This window comes from Sphaerisporangium rufum (assembly GCF_016863395.1).
GTDB classification, from domain to species: Bacteria; Actinomycetota; Actinomycetes; order Streptosporangiales; family Streptosporangiaceae; genus Sphaerisporangium; species Sphaerisporangium rufum.
The window spans coordinates 137,361-152,541 of record NZ_BOOU01000003.1 but is presented as its reverse complement, the minus strand read 5'-3'; the positions used below and the strand labels follow the sequence as shown (position 1 = coordinate 152,541).

The 15,181-nt window shown below is 75.4% G+C and carries 11 protein-coding genes; 6 read left to right on the top strand and 5 right to left on the bottom strand.

What is annotated here, in order from left to right; genetic code table 11:
* The first annotated feature begins 16 nt into the window (after positions 1–16).
* Both Sru01_RS01555 and pgfA (Sru01_RS01550) read left to right on the top strand, forming a co-directional pair.
* The gene (locus tag Sru01_RS01555; RefSeq protein WP_203981982.1) at positions 17–4,378 is read left to right on the top strand and encodes an alpha-(1->3)-arabinofuranosyltransferase domain-containing protein; all 4,362 of its coding nucleotides are present in this window, start codon (positions 17–19) and stop codon (positions 4,376–4,378) included.
* Positions 4,375–5,355 carry a cell envelope lipid trafficking protein PgfA gene (gene pgfA / locus Sru01_RS01550; RefSeq protein WP_203981981.1) on the top strand — a complete coding sequence of 327 codons (981 nt, stop codon included), beginning with the start codon at positions 4,375–4,377 and terminating at the stop codon, positions 5,353–5,355. The genes Sru01_RS01555 and pgfA (Sru01_RS01550) overlap by 4 nt, the downstream gene beginning before the upstream one ends.
* Here the strand turns inward: pgfA (Sru01_RS01550) and Sru01_RS01545 are convergent.
* Both Sru01_RS01545 and Sru01_RS01540 read right to left on the bottom strand, forming a co-directional pair.
* Positions 5,296–6,084: a class I SAM-dependent methyltransferase gene (locus Sru01_RS01545; RefSeq protein ID WP_203981980.1), complete on the bottom strand. Its 789-nt coding sequence runs from the start codon at positions 6,082–6,084 to the stop codon at positions 5,296–5,298. The genes pgfA (Sru01_RS01550) and Sru01_RS01545 overlap by 60 nt on opposite strands.
* Positions 6,085–8,070: 1,986 nt before the next feature.
* Positions 8,071–9,489 carry an acyltransferase family protein gene (locus Sru01_RS01540; RefSeq protein WP_239136723.1) on the bottom strand — a complete coding sequence of 473 codons (1,419 nt, stop codon included), beginning with the start codon at positions 9,487–9,489 and terminating at the stop codon, positions 8,071–8,073.
* Positions 9,490–9,664: 175 nt separating this feature from the next.
* On the opposite strand from Sru01_RS01540, the gene pgfA (Sru01_RS01535) reads away from it, so the two are divergent.
* From pgfA (Sru01_RS01535) to dprE2, 4 genes are all read left to right on the top strand, one after another.
* Complete coding sequence (pgfA, locus tag Sru01_RS01535; protein ID WP_203981978.1) at positions 9,665–10,606, top strand: cell envelope lipid trafficking protein PgfA; 942 nt, start codon at positions 9,665–9,667, stop codon at positions 10,604–10,606.
* Between the two features lie 125 nt (positions 10,607–10,731).
* Complete coding sequence (locus tag Sru01_RS01530) at positions 10,732–11,622, top strand: decaprenyl-phosphate phosphoribosyltransferase (protein WP_203981977.1); 891 nt, start codon at positions 10,732–10,734, stop codon at positions 11,620–11,622.
* A 133-nt stretch (positions 11,623–11,755) separates the two neighbouring features.
* Positions 11,756–13,081 (top strand): FAD-binding oxidoreductase, encoded by a 1,326-nt coding sequence (dprE1, locus tag Sru01_RS01525; protein WP_203981976.1) that lies wholly within the window; start codon positions 11,756–11,758, stop codon positions 13,079–13,081.
* Between the two features lie 31 nt (positions 13,082–13,112).
* On the top strand, positions 13,113–13,877 hold the full coding sequence (dprE2, locus tag Sru01_RS01520) for a decaprenylphospho-beta-D-erythro-pentofuranosid-2-ulose 2-reductase (protein ID WP_203981975.1): 765 nt from the start codon (positions 13,113–13,115) through the stop codon (positions 13,875–13,877).
* 80 nt (positions 13,878–13,957) lie between these two features.
* On the opposite strand, the gene Sru01_RS01515 is transcribed toward dprE2, so the two are convergent.
* The 3 genes from Sru01_RS01515 to Sru01_RS01505 form a co-directional block, all read right to left on the bottom strand.
* Entirely contained in the window at positions 13,958–14,380 is a 423-nt protein-coding gene (locus tag Sru01_RS01515; RefSeq protein ID WP_203981974.1) for a type II toxin-antitoxin system VapC family toxin, read from the bottom strand.
* A complete protein-coding gene (locus tag Sru01_RS01510) occupies positions 14,377–14,616 on the bottom strand; it encodes a FitA-like ribbon-helix-helix domain-containing protein (protein ID WP_203981973.1) in 240 nt (79 codons plus the stop codon). Before Sru01_RS01510 ends, Sru01_RS01515 begins: the two co-directional genes overlap by 4 nt.
* Positions 14,617–14,752: 136 nt before the next feature.
* Entirely contained in the window at positions 14,753–15,121 is a 369-nt protein-coding gene (locus Sru01_RS01505) for a hypothetical protein (RefSeq protein WP_203981972.1), read from the bottom strand.
* Positions 15,122–15,181: the final 60 nt, after the last annotated feature.

The following is a 15,181-nucleotide window of genomic DNA, read 5'->3' as shown; positions in this document are numbered from 1 at the left end:
CCGGCAAGGGACCGAATTGACGGTCGACGACTGGCTGCGCCGCCGCAGGGCCGGTACGGCCGGCGCCGCGGCACCCGGGGCTCGGCTGCGGCGGTGGCTGCGCCTGCTGGCGGGCTGCCTGCTGCTCGCCGCGGTCGCCTTCAACACCTCGCCCGGCCGGCTGGTCCCGGAGACCAAGCTCGACATGGCCGTCGACCCGGTCGGCTTCCTGCGCCGGGCCGCCCACCTGTGGGACGGCGCCTACTTCGGCCACCTGCAGAACCAGGCCTACGGCTACCTCTTCCCGATGGGGCCGTTCTACGCGTTCTTCCGCTGGCTCGACATGCCGGCCTGGAACATCCAGCGGCTGTGGATCACGCTGGTGCTGTGCGCGGCCTTCCTCGGCGTCGAGCGGCTGGCCCGCGCGCTCGGCATCGGCAGTCCCGGCCTGCGCGTGCTCGCCGGGCTGGCGTACGCGCTCGCGCCGCACGCGCTGGCGCTGGCCGGCGTGAACTCCTCGGAGTTCCAGCCGAGCGCGGTGCTGCCGTGGATCATGCTCCCGCTGGTGCGCGCGGCCGGCCGCCCGGAGGCGAGCCCGCGGCGGGCCGCCGCGCTGTCGGCGCTCGCCTTCCTGTTCGCCGGCGGGGTCAACGCCGCCGCGGAGCTGGCCGTCCTGGTCGTCCCGGGCCTGTACCTGCTGACCCGGACCGGCGGGCCGCGCCGCCGCCGGCTGCTCGGCTGGTGGCTGGCCTGCGTGGCGGCGGTGTCGATGTGGTGGCTGGTCCCGCTGCTGCTGCTCGGCCGCTACATCTTCTCGTTCCTGCCGTTCATCGAGACGGCGAGCGCCACCACCGGGGTGACGTCGCTGCTCAACACGCTGCGCGGCACCTCCAGCTGGATCTCCTTCCTGCCGGTGGACGGCCAGGCCTGGCTGCCGGCCGCCTACGACCAGGCCACCCGGCCCTGGCTGGTGGTGGCGACCGCCGCGGTGGCCGCGGCCGGCCTGGCCGGGCTGGTCCGCCGCGGCACCCCAGAGCGCGCCTTCCTGGTGCTGTCGCTGCTCGCCGGCCTGGTCATCGTCACCGCCGGGCACGCCGGGCCGATCGCCTTCCCCTGGGCCGGCCAGGTGCAGGACCTGCTGGACGGCCCGCTCGCGCCGTTCCGCAATCTGCACAAGTTCGACGCCCTGCTGCGCCTGCCGCTGGCCCTCGGGCTGGCCGCGCTGCCGATGCGCCGCCCGGAGGCCGTCCGGCTGCGGCTGGCCGGGGCCGGCGCCGGGCTGGTCGCGCTGGCCGCGGTGCCGGTCGCCACGGCCGGCATCACCCCGCCCGGGTCGTTCGCCGACATCCCCTCCTACTGGCGGGACGCGGCCGGCTGGCTGAACCGCGCCACCGGCGACGGCATGGTGCTCGCCGTGCCCGGCTCCAAGCGCGGCGAGTACATGTGGGGGCGGCCGCTGGACGAGCCCATGCAGTCGCTGCTCACCGTGCGCTGGGCCACCCACACCAACGTGCCCTGGGGATCGCCCGGCCTGGCCCGGCTGATGCAGAGCGTGGACCAGCGCTTCTCCGACGGCCAGGGCTCGCCGGGGCTCACCCTGGCCCTGCGCCGGATCGGGGTGAAGTACCTGCTGGTGCGCAACGACCTGGCCCGGGAGACCCTCGGCACCGCCTGGCCGGCCCGGGTGCACCAGGCCGTCCAGGACGCCACCGGCCTGGCCAAGGTGGCCGAGTTCGGCCCGCTGGTCGGGCAACTGCGCAACCCCACCGCGGCCGGCTGGTTCGACCAGGCCTACCCGGCGCTGGAGGTGTTCGAGGTGCCCGACCCCGCGCCGCTCGCCGGGGTGGTGCCCGCCGGCCGCACGCTGCGGATGACCGGCGCGCCGGAGGGCGTGCTCGCCATGGCCGAGCAAGGGCTGCTGGCCGACGACACCCCGGTGCTGGTCGGCGACGAGCCGGGCGCCGCCCGGGTGCCGGCCGGGGACACCGTGGTCACCGACACGCTGCGCCGCCGCCGGATGGTGTTCGGCGACGTCCGGCGCAGCATGGGGCCCACCCTGCCGGAGGGGAGCCGGGCCGACCCCGGGCCCGACCTGCTGGACCCGGCCTGGTCGTCCGGCACCTCGGCCGCGCGCTACCTGGGCGTGACCGACGTGCGGGCCTCGACCTCCGACGCCGACGTCACCGCGGGCGCCGGGCAGCGCGACCCCGGACGGCTGCCGTACGCCGCCTTCGACGGGGACGCGCGCACCGGCTGGCGCTCCGACGGCTGGGACGGCGTGGTCGGTCAGTGGCTGGAGGTCCGCTTCGTCGAGGCGGTGCCGGTCAAGGACATCACCATCGCCTTCGAACAGGGCCCGATCGGGCCGCCGGTCGCCGAGGTCGAGGTGTCCACCGCGGCCGGCGCCCGGCGCGTCCCGGTCGCGCAGGCGGGCGGCCCGCAACTGGTCGCCGCGCCGCCCGGCCGGACCACCTGGCTACGGATCAAGATCACCCGGCTGGCTCCCGGCGCGGCCGACACCTTCGGCGGCCGGGTGGGGATCACCGAGGTGGCCGTGCCCGGCGTCGAGCCGGGCCGCGCCATCGCGGTGCCCGGCCCGGCCGGTGGCGGTGCGGGCACCGTGCTGCTCACCTCGCCGGGGGCGGCGCCGGCCTGCATGCGCGGCACCTCCGCCTGGACCTGCGCCGACCGGCTGCAGATCCTCGGCGAGGACGGCTACGGGCTGCAGCGGCTGTTCGCCGTCGAGACCGCCGAGACGCGCACGCTGGGCGGCACCGCGGTGCTCACCGACCCGCGGTCGGCGGACCTGCTGACCACGCTGCCCACGGTGTTCCCGCACGTCACCGCGTCCTCCACGCTCACCGACCATCCGGCGGTGCTCGGCCGGGCCGCGCTGGACGGCGACGTGCGCACCTTGTGGTACGCCCAGCCGTTCGATCGCCGGCCCACCCTCACCCTGGACCTCGGCAGGCGGCGCTCGTTCGACCAGATCAAGGTCCTGTTCCCCGACTCCTTCCTCGGCAAGCCGCCGGTACGGGTCACCCTGCGCGCCGGCACGCGCGCGGTGCGGGCCTGGGTCGGCGGCGACGGCCGGATCACCTTCCCGGAGATCACCACCCGCCGGCTGTCCATCGAGTTCACCGCGCCGGCGTCCCGGGCCATCGAGGTCGCCGAGGTGACCATCCCGGGGGTGTCGCCGCTCGGCGGGCTCGGCGGCCTGCCGCTCCGGCTGCCCTGCGGGTACGGCCCGACCCTGTCGGTGGACGGCACCACCGTGCCCACCCGGGTCGTCGGCGGCACCCTGGACGACGTGCTGAACGGCCGGCCGGTCAGCTACGCCGGCTGCGCCCCGGTCCGGCTCGTCCCCGGCATGACCTACGTCGGCGCGTCCACCGGCGACGCCTTCCGGATCCGCTCGGTGGTGCTGCGCCGGGAGGGCACGGCGGCCCGGCCGGCCGTGCGGGCGGCGGCCGCCCGCGTGCAGAGCTGGGGACCGGCCGAGCGGCGCCTGGCGGTCGACGCCGCCGGGCCGTCCTACCTGACGGTCAACGAGAACCACAACCCCGGCTGGCAGGCTTACCGGGACGGGGCCCGGCTCGCCCCGGTGCGGCTGGACGGCTGGCGGCAGGCGTGGCTGCTGCCGCCCGGCCGCGGCACCGTGGTGCTGCGCTACGAGCCCGACCCCGCCTACCGGACCGCCCTCGCCGCCGGGCTCGGCCTGGTCGCCCTGGTGGCCGCGGTCGCCGCGGTGCCCGCCCGGCGCCGCCGCCCGCCGCCCGCCCCGGTCGGTCCGGCCCGGCCGCGCGCCCGCCTTGTGCTGCCGGCCGCTCCGCTGGTCGGCCTGTGGACCGGCGGAGCGGCCGGCCTGGCGGCGGTGACCGTGATCGCGGCGGCCGGCCTGTGGCTGCCCCGGGTGCTGGCCGCCCAGCACGCCGGCCGGGGCCGGGCGCGCCGGCTGGCCCGGGCCGCGATGTCCCCGTGGCCGCCGGCGGCCGCCCTGGTGGCGGCCGGGGTGAGCGCCGCGATCGGTATCGCCTGGCAGGTGGACGCGCTGGCCGGGCCGGTGCCCCAGGCGTGCTGCCTGCTGGTCGTGGCCCGGCTGCTCGCCGCGCTGCCGTCCGCCGGGCCGCCGGCCGCACCGCCGGCACCGTCCCCGCCCGCCGCCCGAGGCGCGCCCCGACCGGCCGAGCCGCCCGGGCCCGCCGGCCCGACCGTCCCGTCCACGCCCGCAGGGCCGTCAGAGCCGGCCGAGCCCGCCGATCCGGACGGGCCGTCCGAGCCGTCCGAGCCGTCCAAGCGGTCCGAGCCGGCCGAGCCGTCCCAGCCGGGCGGGCCGTCCGAGCCGGGCGGACCGTCCGAGCCGGGCGGGCCGTCCGAACCGGCCGAGGCGCGGACATGACGCCGGCCCGGGCCGCGCGCACCGCGGCGCTGGTCGCCGCGACGTTCCTGGTCACCATGGCGGTGCTGCTGCGCGCCTACGTCTATCCGGGCGGCACGGTGCTGCCGCTGGAGCAGCGCGTCACCTACCGGATGGCCGCCCCGGCGGCCACCTACCTGGACCCGGCGAGCTTCCGGGTGCGCACCGGCGTGCCGGTCACCGCGACCGTGGCCCTGTACGGCGACCCGGTGGCCGGCACCGCGCGGACGGCGGTGTGGGTGGAGTTCTCCTCGGTGGAGACCGCCTACGGCGGGCGGATCGACTACCACGAACGCCGGACGGCGTTCGACCGCCGTACCGGGCTCGGGGTGGCCTGCTGCGACGCCTACGTCGACGACGACACCGCGGTCCGGCAGGCCGGGCTGGCCTTCCAGCTGCCCCGGGGCGCCGAGCCGCGCGGCTACCCGATCTTCGACCCGGTGCTCCGCCGCCAGGCGACGCTGCGGTACCAGGGCGCCGAGACCGTCGCCGGGCTGCCGGTGTACCGCTACGCCTACACCGCCGGCCCGGTGAAGGTGGAGGACCTGCCCGGCGAGGTGCCCGGCCGCGCCCTCGGCCTGCCGGCGGCGGCGGCCGCCGCCCGGTACGTACGGATCACCCGCACGCTGTGGGTGGAGCCGGAGAGCGGCCTGCCGGTGAAGATCGCGGAGCGGCGGCTGGACACGCTGCGCACCGCCGACCAGGTGGACCGGGCGGTGAGCTTCCAGGCCGACCTGGTGACCGAGCCCGGCGACGTCGAGGCGCGGGCGGCGGTGGCGCAGGGGTTCCGCCGCTGGGCGGTCCTGGTGCGGGACGTGCTGCCCGCCGGCTGCCTGGTCCTGCTGGTCGTGCCGGCCCTGGTGGCCTGGCGGGCCGGCCGGCGCCGGCCCGGCGCGGGATCAGCGGCGGCGCAGGACCAGCAGCAGGTTCCACGTCACGATCTCGCGGACGCCGGGTAGCCGGACCACCCCGGCCGCCCACGAGGGGTGGTAGCGCGGCCGGGCGTCCAGCAGCTCGGCGTCGCGCCGGCCGCGCGCCCAGCGCAGCGCCGCGCCGGCCGACACCGGGTAGAGGCTCCGCTGGTACAGGTTCTTCGGCCGCCGCCCGTGCCGGCGCTGGTACCGGCGGGCGGCGCGGTGCCCGCCGAGGTAGTGCCAGGGCGAGGTCTCGTGGCCGCCCCACGGCGACAGCCAGTTGGTGAACGACAGGTACACGATGCCGCCGGGGCGGGTCACCCGCACCATCTCCTCCGCCATCCGCCACGGGTCGGGCACGTGCTCCAGCACGTTGGAGGAGAAGCACACGTCCACCGCGCCGTCGCGCAGCGGGATGGCCAGCGCGCTGCCGAGCACCGCCCCCTCCGGCACCGCGCCGTCCCGGGCGGTCATCTCGCCGGCGTCGCAGTCCACGCACAGCGTGCGCGCGCCGTGCGCCCGCAGCACGTCGGTGAAGTAGCCCGGCCCGCCGCCCACGTCCGCCACCAGCGCGCCGGACAGGTCGGTATAGGTGGCGAGCTGCGCGGCGGTGTCGCGGGCCAGCGTCCCGTAGAAGTGGTCGGGGTCGGTCTGTTCCTTGCGGAACGCGCCGAACAGCCGGATCGACCGGCCGAGGGTGGCGCGGAACGGCGGCTGGGAGGTCTCCACGGGGCTGCTCCGGGATGTCCGGATGAATGGGGTGCCAGGGAGCATAACACCGCGTTGCGGATGGTCTGGGGGGCTCGTAGGGTGTCCGTTACCCAGGAGTAGCCCATCGGCCGTGATCGGAGGGATCGGTGCCGGACACCGTCACCGGCGGCGGGCCGGCGCGGCCGGCCGTCCGCGTCCCCTACCCCGGATGGATCCGCCGGCTGGGCGACCCGGTGCTCGCCGCCGGGCTGCTGCTGGTCGCCGCCGCGCTGGCCCTGCGGGTGCCGGTCCTGCGCGACGCCTACTTCATCGAGGACGACCTGCTGTTCGTCGGCGACGCCTACGAGCACGAGCTCACCTTCGACTTCCTGTTCCGCATCCACAAGGGCCACCTGATGCCCGGCGCGATGGCGCTCACCTGGGTGGAGTCCCGGCTGGCCGCCTACGACTGGCTGCTGGTGGCCGCGGTGACCTTCCTGCTGCAGGCGCTGGTGTCGCTGCTGGTGCTGCGCCTGCTGTGGTCGATGTTCGGCCGCCGGCCGGCCATCCTGCTGCCGCTGGCGATCTACCTGATCTGCCCGCTGACCATCCCGGCGTTCAGCTGGTGGTCGGCCGCGATCAACGCGGTCCCGCTGCAGCTGGCCATGGTGCTCGCGCTGTCGGCCCAGCTGCGCCACGCGCGCGGCGCCGGCGACCGGCACGCCTGGCGGGCGCTCGGCTGGGTGATCTTCGGGATGGCGTTCAGCACCAAGGCGGTCTTCCTGCCGTTGCTGCTGTTCGCGCTCACCACCGCCTACCTGCGCCGGGAGAGCGGCCGGGACGACGGGTGGTTCACCTCGCTGGCCCGCGAGCTGCGCGAGCACTGGTCGCCATGGCTGGCCCACCTGCTGCTGATGGCCGGCTACGCCGCGCTCTACCTGTCCCGGCAGGACACCGCGCCCGGCGAGGGCGCCGCGACGCCGGACCCGGGGGTCGCCGCCGACCTTGTCGCCCGGCTGCTCGGCGGGACCGCCCCGGCCGGTGCGGTCGGCGGCCCGCTGTCATGGGGGCCGCGGCCGCTGCCGTCCACCGGCGGCATGGCCGACCCGCCCACCCCGCTGATCGCCGCCGCCTGGGCGGTGCTGGCCGCGCTGCTGCTGGCCGGCCTGATCTACCGGCGCCGGGCCGGCCGGGCCTGGGTGATCCTGGCCGGCTACCTGCTGCTCGCCGACGCGCTGCCCACCGTGATCGCCCGCGGTACGGTGACCGGCCTGGTCGGCGCGGAGACCCGGTACGTCGCCGACGCCGTCATGGTGTTCGCCGTCTGCCTGGCGCTCAGCCTGCTGCCGCTGCGCGGCGAGCCGGACGCCTACCGCCGGCCCGTCCCGGCGGGCATCGCGCCGCCGCTGGCCGCCGGGCTCGCCGCCGGGGCGTACCTCACCCTGTCGGTGGTCTCGGTCCAGGGTTTCCGGGACACCCTGTCCGGCGACCGGGTGCGCGCCTACCTGGGCAACGCGCGTGCCGCGCTGGCCGCCGTCCCGGCGGACGCGGTGATCTTCTCCCGGCCGCTGCCGGAGGGCATCGTGCTGCCCTGGAACGGCGAGCGGCGGCTCAGCCACCACCTGCTGGCCCCGCTGGCCTCCCCGCAGCTGCGGGCCCGGATGCGGGTGCCCGAGCCGACCTCGCGCGGTCTGGTGTTCGACGACGCCGGGCGGCTGGTGCCGGTGAGCGTCACCGCCGGATTCGCCCAGGTGCCGCCGCCGGGCAAGAAGTGCCTGGCCATGGTGGACGGCGCGGTGTACTGGCCGGAGGTGGTGAGCTTCGGCGGCCCGGACGCGGTGGCCGGGCTCGCCTACACCGCCGGCCGGCCCGCCTCGGTGACCGTCGAGATGGCCGGGCAGAGCGCGCAGATCGAGCTGCCGCCCTCCGCCGGAGTACGGCTGATCCACTTCCCGCTGCCCTGGCCGGGCCGCGGCATGCTGCTCAAGGTGGACGAGCCGTCCGCCGGCACCTGCCTGAAGGGGTTCGCCGCCGGCACGGCGGTCGCCGCCCCGGGCGCCGCCCCGGCGGTCACGCCGGCGCCTGCTCCGCGGGGGACTCCGGCCGCGTCCCCGGCCCCGTCTGTTGACCTGTCCCCGTCGTCTGCCCTGTCCCCGTCGTCTGCCCTGTCCCCGTCGGTGACCCCGTCCCGGGCGACGGCCCGTCCGGCGAAGCCGTCCCCGCGGCCGTCGCGGTCCCCACGGCCGTCCCCGTCGCGCTGACCTGGCGGGCGGCCGCGGGCCGTAGCACGCCGACCAGCCGGCGGGCGGGCTCCTCGACGTACCGGTGGGTGAGCGCGGCCAGCCCCACCGTCAGCGCGGACACGATCACCAGGTTCGGCCAGAAGCCGCCGGAGAACGGCTGCTGCCGGGTCAGGTCGTACCAGACGTACAGCGCGACGAACTGCCACAGGAACACCCCGTAGGAGATCCGGCCCAGGTAGCGCATCACCCGGTTGCCGAGCAGCCGGCCGAGCGGCGCCCCCGGGTCGGACAGGGTGGCGCACGGCGCGACCAGGCAGGTGGCGACCACGGTGTACAGGGCCAGCTCGAAGAACCCGGTCCAGATGCCGTCCACCCCGGCGAACCGTGACCCGGTGACCGGCGAGGCGGCCACGGCGTAGGCGAGCCCCGCGACCAGCCACAGCGTGCCGGGGGAGGCGTTCACCGCGCGCACCAGCCGCGCGGCCGGGCCGGTGCGGTCGGCCCGCGCCCACACGGTGACCACCGCCAGCGCCATCCCGGGCGCGAAGAAGGTCCAGGCGCGCGGCAGCCAGGTGTTCATGTACGGCCGGTAGACCGGGTAGTAGCTCGCGATGGTCCACAGGTAGGACACCGCGCACAGCACGGCCAGGCAGACCAGCAGCCGCCGGGCCCGGCGGCCGGGGTCGGCGCCGCCGCGCCGGGCGATGGCCGCGAGCAGTACGGCCACCAGCGGCAGCACCAGGTAGAAGGCCACCTCGACGCTGAGGCTCCACATCTGCGCCAGGCCCTTGGGGCCGAGGCCGAACCACCACGGGTCGGTCTCGTAGTTCTGCGCCAGCAGCAGCATCTGCAGCCAGGTCTTCACGTCGCCCAGGTGGTCGCGCGACCACAGCAGCATGGCGGCGGCGACCGCCAGCCAGTACGCGGGCAGGATGCGCAGTGCCCGCTTGACCAGGTACGTCGCGGTGTCCGGGCGCGGGGAGCCGGTCAGCGCGGCGCGGGCGTAGGGGCGGTAGAGCAGCAGCCCGGACAGGGTGAAGAAGATCGGCACCGCCACGTCCCCGCGGGACAGCAGCGCGCCGGTGAAGTTCTCCTGCAGCGCCTGCGCCGACTCGATGGCGACGTGGAAGACCAGCACCGCGAACGCGGCGATCGCCCGCATGCCGTCCAGCGCGTCCAGGTGGGCGGTGGCCGGGGGCGGAGCTCCGGCGTCGCGCGCGAGCGAGGTAGAACGTGTTTCTGTCACTTTTCCGCATCCCTGGTGACGTGGGGTCACTCGCCGAACTAACATACCGTGAAATAGAACTTTGTTTCAGGACATATCGCCGCGCCGGCCACCGGGGTACCGTCCCCCCACGTCAGCAGCAGGCAACACCCCCGGGCAGGCACGCGCCGCCCGCGGGGCACCCCCAGGAGGAGCGATGGGCCGCGTCATCGGAATGATTCTTCTCGGAGCGGGTGCCTTCCTCGTCGCGCTCGCCGGGCTGGTGCGCTTCCAGGTCGCCGACCGGCTCATCGCCGCCCCCGTCGACCAGTACAGCATCACCAAGCTGAGCGCGCAGGACGCCCGGTACTTCAGCAAGCAGGACCTCAAGGTGATGAACGGCGACCTCGACATCACCGTCACCACCCGCGGCGACGTGGCCGGCTCCAAGGCCGACGACGTCGTGTGGGACCAGTTCACCTCGGTCACCGACGTGACCAACGACCGGCCCCGCTTCGACATGAGCGAGTTCCGCAGCGCCTTCAACAAGTACACCGGCACCGCGGTCAACTGCTGCGGCGCCAGCATCGACAAGGAGCCGGTCAGCCTGGCCGGGCAGATCTACCTCTTCCCGTTCGGCGCGGAGAAGAAGACCTACCAGGTGTTCAACTCCAGCGCCGGCAAGGCGTTCGACGCGTCCTTCGACGGTGAGGACACCATCGACGGCCTGGCCGTCTACCGCTACGTCCAGCAGGTCCCGCCCACCAAGACCCAGACGCTCACCGCGCCCGCGTCCGCCATGGGCATGGACGAGACCGGCGACGTGCAGGTCGAGCGCTGGTACGACGGCACCAGCACCTACTGGGTCGAGCCGGTCAGCGGCATCCCGGTCAAGCAGGAGCACCGCCGGCACGAGGTGCTCAAGACCGCCGACGGGGTGGAGCGCAAGCCCGCCCTCATCGCCACCGCGGTCTACACCCCTGAGACCGTCGCCGACCTGGTCAAGCAGGCCGACGACACCAGGCGGCAGATCGGCCTGGTCCAGACCGTGATCCCGGTCGTCCTGCTGGTCGTCGGGCTGCTCGCCATGATCGTCGGCATCGTGCTGATCTTCCGGAACCCGCCGCGCGGGCGCCGGGGGAGCGCCACGGCCTCGTGACCACCGGTCAGCCGGGCACCACCCGCCAGACGGACCCCGCCGGGGGAACGGACGCGGCCGCGCGGACGAACCGCACCGGAGGGACGGACGCGGCCGCGCGGCCGGACTCGGCCGGGGGGACGGACGTGCGTCCGCCGGAGGTCGCCTCCGCCCGGGCCGGCGCCCGGCTGCGGGGATTCGCCCGCGCCTGCCGGCCCCGCCAGTGGCTGAAGAACCTGCTCGTCTTCGCGGCGCCGGCCGCCGCCGGGGTGCTCACGACCCCCGGCGGCCTGCTGCGCACCCTGGTGGCCTTCGCCGCGTTCTGCCTGGCCGCGAGCGGAACCTACCTGCTCAACGACGCCCGCGACGTCGAGGGCGACCGGCGCCACCCGCGCAAGCGGCTGCGGCCCATCGCGGCCGGGCTGGTGCCGGTGGCGGCCGCCCGGGTCGCCGGCCTGACGTTCATCGCCGCCGCGCCCGCCGTCGCCGCCCTCGCCGGCGGCTGGCGGCTGCCCGCCGTCGTCGCCGGCTACGTCGCGCTCACCCTGGCCTACACCTACTGGCTCAAGCAGCAGGTCGTCGTGGACCTGGTCGCGGTCGCCGGCTGCCACCTGATCCGGGCGTTCGCCGGCGCGGTCGCGGTGGACGTGCCGGTGACCAGCTGGTTCCTGGTCGTCGTCTCGCTGGGGTCGCTGCAGGTCGTGGTGGGCAAGCGCGAGGCCGAGATGCGCAACCGCGGCGCCGACGGCACCCGGGCCACGCTGGTCACCTACACGCCGAGCTACCTCGCGCACGTCCGCTCGATGGCCTCCGGCGCCATGATCGTCACCTACTGCCTGTGGGCGCTGCAGATCCACGCCGACACCCTGTACGGGGTGAGCATCGTGCCGTTCGTGCTGATCATCCTGCGGCACAACCTGCTGGTCGACCGCGGGGTGGGCGAGGAGCCCGAGGAGCTGGCGCTGCGCGACCGCCCGCTGCAGCTCTACACCGCGCTGCTCGTCGCCCTGCTCGCCGTCGGGATCTACGTCAAGTGATCATGGCCGCCGCGCTCCGGCGCGCCTCCGGCGGGCCCCCGACCGCCGTGCTCCGGCCGGCCTTCGACCGGGGAGCGGACGCGACCGTGCCCGCCCGGTCCCCGCTGCTCCGGGTATCCCGGCAGGTGCGGCGGTGACGACGTTCCTCACCGGGTGGGGGCGCACCGCGCCGACCCCGGCCACCGTCCGCGCCCCGCGCACCGCCGGGGAGCTCGCCGCCGCGGTGGCCGCCGCCCCGCCCCGCGGCCTGATCGCCCGGGGCCTCGGCCGGTCCTACGGCGACGCCGCGCAGAACGCCGGCGGCGGCGTGCTGGACACCACCGGCCTGACCGGATTCACCCTGGACGCGGGCACCGGCGTGGTCACCGCCGGCGCCGGGACCAGCCTGCACGACCTGATGGCCGCTCTGGTGCCGCGCGGCTGGTTCGTCCCGGTCAGCCCCGGCACCCGGCACGTCACCGTCGGCGGGGCCATCGCCGCCGACGTGCACGGCAAGAACCACCACGTCGACTCCTCCTTCGCCGCCCACGTCCGCTCCCTCACCCTGGTCACCGCGGACGGCGTCGCCCGCACGCTCACCCCGGCCGACGAGCTGTTCTGGGCCACGGCCGGCGGCATGGGCCTGACCGGCGTGATCACCCAGGCCGTCTTCGGCTGCGTGCCCGTCGAGACCTCCCGGATGCGGGTCGACGTGGCACGAACCCGCGACCTGGACCACACCCTTGAGGTCATGGCCGCCACCGACGACCGCTACCGGTACACCGTCGCCTGGATCGACCTGCTGGCCCGCGGCGCCCGCACCGGCCGCAGCGTCCTCACCCGCGGCGACCACGCGCGCCGCGACGAGCTGCCGCCGGGCACCGACCCGCTGGCATTCGCCCCCGCCACCCGGCTGGCCGCGCCGCCCTGGGCGCCCGGCGGCCTGCTCAACTCGCTCACCGTCCGCGCATTCAACCAGGCCTGGTACGGGCGCGCCCGCGACCGGCGGATCGTCCAGGACCTGGCGCCGTTCTTCCACCCGCTGGACTCGGTCGCCGGCTGGAACCGGATCTACGGCCCGCGCGGGTTCGTGCAGTACCAGTTCGCCGTCCCGTTCGGCGCCGAGGACACCCTGCGGCGGGTGGTGTCCCGGCTGTCGGCCGACGGCGTCGTGTCGTTCCTCACCGTGCTCAAGCGGTTCGGCGCCGGCACCCCCGGCCACCTGTCCTTCCCGATGCCCGGCTGGACCCTCGCCCTGGACATCCCGGCCGGCCGGCCCGGGCTCGCCGCGCTGCTGCGCACCTTCGACGAGCAGGTCGCCGCGGCCGGCGGCCGGGTCTACCTGGCCAAGGACTCCCGGCTGCGCGCCGAGCTGCTGCCGGTCATGTACCCCCGGCTGGAAGAATGGCGCAAGCTCCGCCAGGACGCCGACCCCGGCGGCGTCTTCCGCTCCGACCTCGCCAGGAGGCTGTCGCTGTGAAGCCCGCGGCACCCACGCTCAAGGAGTTCCGATGAAGAACGCGCTGGGCGCGGTGGACTCGGTGCTGCTGCTCGGCGGCCGCAGCGAGATCGGCCTGGCCGTCGCCGAGGCCCTGACCCGCGACGGCGCCCGGCGCGTCGTGCTGGCCGCGCGCGGCGGCGCGACGCCCGGCACCGAGCCGGCGGTCCGCCGGCTCGCCGGGCTGGGCGCCGAGGTGCACGTGCTGGACTTCGACGCGGCCCGCCCCGAGACGCACGAGAAGGTGATCGGCGACGCGGTCGCGCTCGCCGGCGACCTGGACGTCGTCGTGGCGGCCTTCGGCGTGCTCGGCGACCAGGCCGCCTACGACGCCGACCCGGTGTCGGCCGCCGCCGCCGTCGCCGTCAACCTGGGCGGGCACGTGTCCTGCGGCCTGCTCGCCGCCCGCCGGCTGCGCGAGCAGGGCCACGGCACCCTGGTGGTGCTGTCCTCGGTCGCCGGGGTGCGGGTGCGCCAGGCCAACATGGTCTACGGTGCCGCCAAGGCCGGGCTGGACGGCTTCGCCCGGGCCCTTGGCGACGCGCTGCACGGCTCCGGCGCCCGGGTTATGGTGGTCCGTCCCGGGTTCGTGGCCGGCCGGATGACCGCCGGCATGGCCAAGGCTCCGATGTCCACCACGCCCGGCGAGGTGGCCCGCGCCGTCGTCCGGGCGCTGCGCGACGACCGCGACACCGTCTGGGTCCCCGGCAACCTGCGCTATCTCTTCACCGCCCTCCGCCACCTCCCCCGCCCCCTCTGGCGCCGCCTCCCCCGCTGAGGACGGTCGGGCACAGGCCGACGGTTCGTCATTGGTGACCTGAGACCAGGTACGGAGCCATGCTCGCAGGCGCCGCTCGGTCAGTCGTCGAATGTCCGGAAGACTTCGACCGCGCAGCGTGCCGCTCCGCTGCGCTTGATCCTGGCATCGCTGGTGATCAGCGGGACGCCGAGACTCTCTGCGAGAGCCACGTAATGCGCGTCATAGACGGAGAGATTGTTCGACAGGTCGCGTACGCGCTGCCACAGGGCCAGCGTCGGATGCAGGTCGAGCGCGAGGGCCTGGTAGTCGGTGATCGCCTTTGTCGCCTCCCGCTCAGTGATCTTCGGCTTGCCGCCCCGGCGGCCTCGTGCCAGCCCGAAGGTCGCCGAAGTGATCTCATAATCCAGCAGGCCGGGCGCGGCAAGCGCATCGGCCCGGCCCACCCGCTCGCGGATCGCGGTTCCGGTCTCGCCCTGGTCCAGCAGGAAGTGCAGGACGCTGGAGCAGTCGATGACGATCAATCCGGAACCTGCCGGTCCCGTCCATCTTCGATGGCATCGAGAATGTCCGTCGTGCTGAGCTCGGTACGGGTCTCCCGCTCAAGGCGGGCGGCCATCTCCGCCAGCGTCGGCTTGGCGGCCTCCCGGGACAGAAGCTCCAGGGCATACGCCTGGAGCGACTTCCCTGCCTGGGCGGCCCGAACTTTCAGCGAGTCGACCACGCCGTCCGGCACGTCGCGTATCGTTATCGCAGTCATGTATGCATTTTAGCAGCGTTCGCAGCGATCTGCAGCGCTGGTCGACCGGGGATGTGGGGGTCCCGCCGGCCACCGTCCTCCGGTTCCCGAGACCCTGGCAGGCGCGGCCGGCCGGACCGGCCGCGCCTCCCGCGGACTAGAGCCGCGGGACCAGCTGGTAGCCGCGATAGCCCGGGCAGCTGCCGGACGGGGCCCACCGGCCCACTTCGAGCCGGATCTCTACGGTCACGCCCGTGCAGTACACCCAGAGCGTGCTCGGCTGCTTGATGTCGCAGTAGAAGGTCATCTTGATTCCGGGGCCGGCCACCGGGATGCAGTAACTCTCGTCCGCGGCCAGGGCCGAAGGCGCGGCCGTCCCCTGCGGGAGGTCCGTCCACGCCTTCAGCCCGAAGCCGCCGGCCGCGCCCACGGCAGGTGAGGCGTGGGCCGCGCCCATGCCGAGTGGTGCCACCAGCAGCGCGGCCAGCGCCATCACGATGAGCAGGCATCGACGAGCAGCTCTCATGCCCAGTTCCTCCTTGTCGGCGACCGGCTCGAAACGGATGTTCGCCGGTCGTGGCGAAGC